At 63.7% G+C, this 5900-nt stretch carries 4 protein-coding genes; 2 read left to right on the forward strand and 2 right to left on the reverse strand.

What is annotated here, in order from left to right:
• Window positions 1-2820, reverse strand: a 2820-nt coding sequence (locus ABI213_RS09445) for a DUF6603 domain-containing protein (protein ID WP_348026847.1), incomplete at its 3' end; no start/stop codon positions are given.
• Between the two features lie 273 nt (window positions 2821-3093).
• On the opposite strand from ABI213_RS09445, the gene ABI213_RS09450 reads away from it, so the two are divergent.
• A complete protein-coding gene (locus ABI213_RS09450) occupies window positions 3094-3588 on the forward strand; it encodes a MarR family transcriptional regulator (RefSeq protein WP_348005054.1) in 495 nt (164 codons plus the stop codon).
• 88 nt (window positions 3589-3676) lie between these two features.
• Window positions 3677-5230 carry a DHA2 family efflux MFS transporter permease subunit gene (locus tag ABI213_RS09455; protein WP_348005053.1) on the forward strand — a complete coding sequence of 518 codons (1554 nt, stop codon included), beginning with the start codon at window positions 3677-3679 and terminating at the stop codon, window positions 5228-5230.
• A 5-nt stretch (window positions 5231-5235) separates the two neighbouring features.
• On the opposite strand, the gene ABI213_RS09460 is transcribed toward ABI213_RS09455, so the two are convergent.
• Window positions 5236-5772: a hypothetical protein gene (locus ABI213_RS09460; RefSeq protein ID WP_348005052.1), complete on the reverse strand. Its 537-nt coding sequence runs from the start codon at window positions 5770-5772 to the stop codon at window positions 5236-5238.
• Window positions 5773-5900: the final 128 nt, after the last annotated feature.

A 5900-nucleotide genomic window follows, 5' to 3' on the forward strand; every position in this document is an offset into this window, starting at 1 on the left:
GGTTTCCAGGCCGAAGCGGATGTCGCCGATGCTGATCTGCAGCTCGTCGCCGCTGCCCGCAATGCTGTCGGTGCCCAGCTTGGCCAGTAGCTTGTTTAGCGGCATGCGCTTTTGCACAAACTGCAGCACGGCGTTGGGGTGGGCCAGGATGCCACTACCGATTCCACTGGCGGGCAGCTTGGCAAAGCTGGCGAAGGCATCGCTTTCTTGCGGCAACTGGGCCGACCAGTTGCCGGGCTTTTCCAGTTCGGCCTTGAGTTCGGTGGCCAGCGATAGCCTGCGCACCGTGGTGTCGCGGTCTTCGCCCCAGCTTTCGTCCACGTGGAAGCTGAAGTCGGGCAGTGGCCAGGGGGTGTGGATTTCGGCCTTGCCGACAATGTGCCAGCGGCCCGGCCCGGCAAATAGGCCGTAGATGTCGATGCTGGCAAAGTCGATGTCAAACACTTCCACGCTGGCCCAGACGTGCAGGTCCACCTCGAAGCGGAAGCGCGGCACGATGTAGACGATGGCGTTGAACTCGAACCCGCCTTCGATGCTGGCGATGCCGATGTCGGCCCAGATACGCATGGATGAGCCCGCCTGCACCGTGGCCGAGGTCACCGCAAAGTAGCCGCGGAACTGCATGCCCACCGGGCCAATCGACAGATCCGCCCCAATGCGCTGGAACGGGCTGGGCAGGCCGGGCGGCAGGTCGGTAAAGCGCGGGTGGAAGCCGCCCGCGCTGATCAAGAAGCTGGGCCGGTCGCCAAACAGTGCGCGGAACGCAAACTGCCCGGTCAGCGCAATGAACACCACCCGCGAGTCGCGCAGCACGCCGTCGAACCAGATTTTCAGCGGGTCAAACACAATGCCGCCCGCAAAGTCCACCTGCAGCCGCAGGATGGCCAGCGACTTGTCCACCAGCGGCGGCAGTTGCACGATCACCTGGCCCACAAACACGATCTGGCTGGCTTCGATCAAGATGCCCACCCGCGCGATCACCAGGCTGGGCGTGCTCCAGCCCAGCTCCAGCATCGGCCCGATGACAAAGCCCCCGGCCTTGAACGGGAAGATGGTGCGCAACTGGTTGATGATCTGCGGCGCGTTGGCCACTGGGTTCTGCGGAAACAAAAAGCTGTCCAGCGAGCCGCTGGCCAGGCCCTGTGACAGTGTGTCCACACTCACCGTGTGCTGCACGCCCAGCAGCCCGCCAATGCCGGTCAGCGTGAAGCCAAAGCCCAGTTGAATGGGCGGTAACTGCGCGGTGATGATCAGCAGCAGCGACCAGCCGCCGGGGTTCTTGGTGCTGAGCAAGCCTATCGCCTTGACCCCGATCACGCCAATGCGGATGTCCAGAATGCCGCCGTACTCGCCCCGGTCGGGGTCGAACAGCAAAAAGCCGCCGCCCTCCACGACACCCGCGTCGATGGCCAGGCCCGCGCCCGAGGGCGGCTTCAAATCAAAGCGCGGCGCGGTGACGCCCGCCAGCAGATCGTCCAGCTTGAGCAGCGTGCCCAGCCGGTCGATGGAGCCGGAGAAGGGCCCGATCTCTACCTGGAACGAGCCCGATAGCTCGACTTCGATCTTGTCCAAGTTGTCGGCCTTTTTCAGCTCGAAAGTCAGGAATGGAATCTGCACCGGGCTGTTGGGGATGCGCTCCAGCGGGATGGTGGCCTTGAGCCCGGTGCCGTCTTTGAGCCGCAGGCCGCCCGCCATGTCGGCGATCAAGCCGAAGGTCAACGCCACCTCGATGGCATCGCCCAGCACCGCGCCCAGAAAGGGGTCGTCGCCTACCTTGAGTACCAGCACGCTCTCGGCCAGGTCAAATTCCACCTTGGGCTGCAGATTGTCCAGCGTGAAGCCGCCGGTCATCTTGCCGATGGTGAAGTGGGTTTTGCCGACATCGCCCAGCACCAGCGGCTGGCTGCGGCTGAACAGCAGACTCAGCGCCGAGGTGCCGGTGAGCACCGGCGCGGCCAGCGGCGGCAGCGGGTTGGTCAGTTGGGGCACGTCGATTTGCAGCGTGACCTTGCCGTCGGCCTTGAGCTCCAACGCAAAGTCTTGCCCGGCTCCGGGGCTGGCGTGCAGGGTGGAGTTCAGCTCGGCATACAACAGGTGCTGCGGCAGGTCGTAGCCCAGCAGCAGGTCCAGGCTGCCGTTCGCGCCCCCGGCCAGTTGGAAGGCGCGGCTGGCCACCAGCGGCGGCAGGGGGATAGCGGGGGCTCTGGGCACCAGCCAGCCCTTGGCATCGTCCAGGTTGGGGGCGGCAAAGGCCCGGTCCAGCAGGGTGCCGATGGCCATCACCACCAGGCCCAGGGTCATCTGCGCCTCGGCAAAGGCGGCGGGCGTGGGCGGGTTGCCGGCATCCTTGCCCAGCAGGCGGTAGACCAGCAGTTTGGCAGGCGGGTCGCTGGTGGGCTGGTCGGCATCGCCGCTGACGATCAGCAGCAGCTTGGCAATCGAATACGCGCTGGGCGGCTTGCCGGGGCTGGCCGAGGTGATGCGGCTGATCTGTTGAATGACCTTGGACAAATCCCCCAGCCCCACCGAGCCGTCGCCAATGTGGGCCAGCAGCTCGCCCACGGTTTTCAGCGCTGCCAGCGTTTCGCCCACCACCATGGCGGCGGTGGCCAGCGACTGGGCTTCGGCGTTGCTGGCGTGGAAGGTGTCGGGGTTGATGGTGGCGGCCGTTTGGTCCAGCGCCAGCCCCAGCCGGGTGCGCAGCGCGTCGGCCAGGGGCGTGGCCAGCGCAGGCGGTTGGATGTCGGTTTGCAGCGCAGCCACGCTGCCCTGCAGCCACATAAAAGCGCGCAAAAAAACGGTGTCAGCGGTGCCAGCCATGCGGTTTCCTTCACGGATGAGCCTGTAAGGTTCCACAGGCTCATGTGAGCGTAGGCGGCGCTGGGGCGTGCGTCAATTCCTGGGCCGGGCTGGGCGGGCCAGACGTACCTAGTTTTGTGGACGAATGGAGAAGGGCCGGGCCGGCCTTTTGTTTTTAGGCATGGAATAGGCCGTTGGTGCAGGTTCTACCTGCGCGAGTAGCTATCTATTAAATAGCACTACGTACCGACAGCACACGGCGTAAATTAGTAACCTAGGTTATCATTTGCGCCCATGCCCGAAAGCTTTGCCCCATTTGAATCGGCCATCCAGGCCATTGCCACCCAGATACCGGGTGCGCAGCCGCGCGAGGCGATTCTGACGCGGCTGCTGCTGCACACCGGCACCCGACTGGGGGAGGTGTTCGATCTCAAGCTGCGCGAACTGGGGCTGAACTACACCACCTGGACCACGCTGGTGGTGATTTACAGCCATCCGGGCCACCGCATGCTGCCGTCGGAGCTGAGCACCGTGATCCACACCTCGCGCACCCACTGCTCGCGCATTGCCGACGACCTGGCCAAAAAAGGCTGGGTGGCGCGCGTGGCCAGCGAGGTGGACCGGCGCGAGGTCTACATGCAGCTGACCGACGCGGGCCAGGCCCTGGTCGAGACCGTGCAGCCCCAGCGCCGCCAACAGTACGCCGCGCTGTGGGCCGGGTTTTCTGCCCAAGAGATGGAACAGTTCGACCTGCTGTTGCGCAAGGTGCTGCGCTTTGTGGACAGCTGATGGCGGGCTCTGCCTCGCGATAAGGCATCCGCCCTTTTTTTTAAGTAAATAGTAACGTACGTCACCATTTTCCGCAGCGTAGACATCCATGGCCACCACCGCCCTTGCCGCCCCAGCGGCCGACCCCGCCAAACACCGCATGCTGGTCACCGCGGCGATCATGCTGGCCACCATCATGCAGACGCTGGACAGCACCATTGCCAACGTGGCGCTGCCGCACATGGCGGGCGCGCTGTCGGCCTCGCAGGACCAAGCGTCCTGGGTGCTGACCTCGTACATCGTGGCGGCGGCCATCACCACGCCGCTGACCGGCTGGCTGACCGGGCGCTTTGGCCGCAAGCGGATTTTTTTGATTTCTGTGGTGGGCTTCACCGTGGCATCGGCCTTGTGCGGCCTGTCCAATTCGCTGACCGAAATCGTGCTGGCCCGGCTGCTGCAAGGCGTGTTTGGCGCGGCGCTGGTGCCCTTGTCGCAGGCCATCATGCTGGACACCAACCCCAAGGAAAAGCACGCCCAGGCCATGGCGATTTGGGGCATGGGCGTGATGCTCGGCCCCATCCTCGGTCCCACACTGGGCGGCTGGTTGACCGACAACTTCAGCTGGCGCTGGGTGTTTTTTGTGAATATTCCGGTGGGTATTGTTTCGTTCATTGGCATCCAGCTCTACATCCGCGAAACCGCCATCCAGACCAAGCTCAAGTTCGATGTCTATGGCTGTATCAGCCTGAGCCTGGCGATTGGCCTGCTGCAGATGTTTCTGGACCGGGGCGAGCTGCTGGACTGGTTCAGCTCCACCGAGATCGTGCTGGAGCTGGTGGGCGCGGTGGTCAGCTTTGCTTTCTTCATCGCGTTGACGGCCACCGCACGGGGCGTGTCGTTTTTCAATGTGCAGCTGCTGAAAGACCGCAACTTTGTCACCGGCCTGACGCTGTACTTTATGGTGGGCCTGCTGCTGTACGCCACCCGCGCGCTGCTGCCACCGCTGTTGCAGTCACTGATGGGCTACCCGGTGGTGACGGCGGGCCTGGTGATTGGGCCCAGCGGCATCGGCACCATGCTATCCATGATGCTGGCCGGGCGCTACGCCGCACGCATGGATGCGCGCAGCCTGATCGGCCTGGGTTTCGCGCTGACGGCGTTCTCGCTATGGCAAATGTCGGGCTTCAGCTTTGACACCCAGCCCAGCGATATTGTGTGGTCGGGCTTCATCCAGGGGCTGGGCCTGGGCTTTGTGTCGGTGCCGCTGACCACCATGACTTTCTCGACGCTCAACCCGATCTACCGGCCCGACGGCACCTCCATCTACAGCCTGTCGCGCAACATCGGCAGCAGCATCGGCATCTCGGTGATGCAGACCCTGCTAACCCGTAACACCGCCTCGTTCCATGCGCAAATGGTCGAGCACGTCAACCTGGCCAGCCCGGCCGTGCAGGCCGGTTTGCCCGCCATCTACAACCTGGCCACGCCCCAGGGCCTGGCGGCGCTGAACAACGAAGTCACCCGCCAGGCCAGCTTTTTGGCCTACCTGAACGACTTCAAGATCATGATGGCCGTAACCCTGCTGGCCCTGCCGCTGTTGCTGTTGATGCGCAAACAAAGCCGCGCGAGCACGCCACCCGTGGAGGCGCATGCGATGGAGTGAGGGGGCTACTTCTTGGCGACAGTGCGCACGATTTCAGCCGACACGGCTTCTACCTGCTTGGGGGTCATGGCGGCAAATACCCCTTGCCAGGCGCTGGACGAGGTGGCGAACTTGCGGGAACCGAGTTTTTGGGCCGACGGCAGATCGGTAAAGTCCACGTCTACGTCCATGAAGGCATTGCCCGTGAGCACGCCCAGGCCGTAGCGCTTGGCCTGCGAGACGTAGCGGAAGTCGTTCACCTTGACCTGCACCAACCTGGCCGCGTCGGCCAGGTTGGTATTTTTGTTGCCCGCGTAGACAAAGTCCAGCTTGGCCGCGGCGGTGGCGGCGGTCATCGAGGTCTGCCATTCTTCGCAAAATGCCACCCAGTCGTCAGAGGCTTCCATGGCGGGCGATCCCGATACCGTCATCACCAGTTTGGTGGGTGCGGTGGCCGTGGTTTGGAGGATGGACTCCTGGTTGCCTGAATGGTTGACCGAGGCTGCGCAGCCGGTCAACGCGATAACGAGGGCAATGGACAACAGACGCAAGGCACGGATCATGGAAAGCACTTTCGCAAAGAGGAGGATGGGGAGAAGAGAGAGGCGCGGTACACACATGCCGTGAAAAACGGTGGTGCCACGCAAATAATTCTAACGATCCGCCCCCGCCCATCCGCCCACAAAACGTC

The sequence above is a fragment of the Rhodoferax sp. genome (assembly GCF_039922535.1).
Classification (GTDB): Bacteria; Pseudomonadota; Gammaproteobacteria; order Burkholderiales; family Burkholderiaceae_C; genus Rhodoferax_B.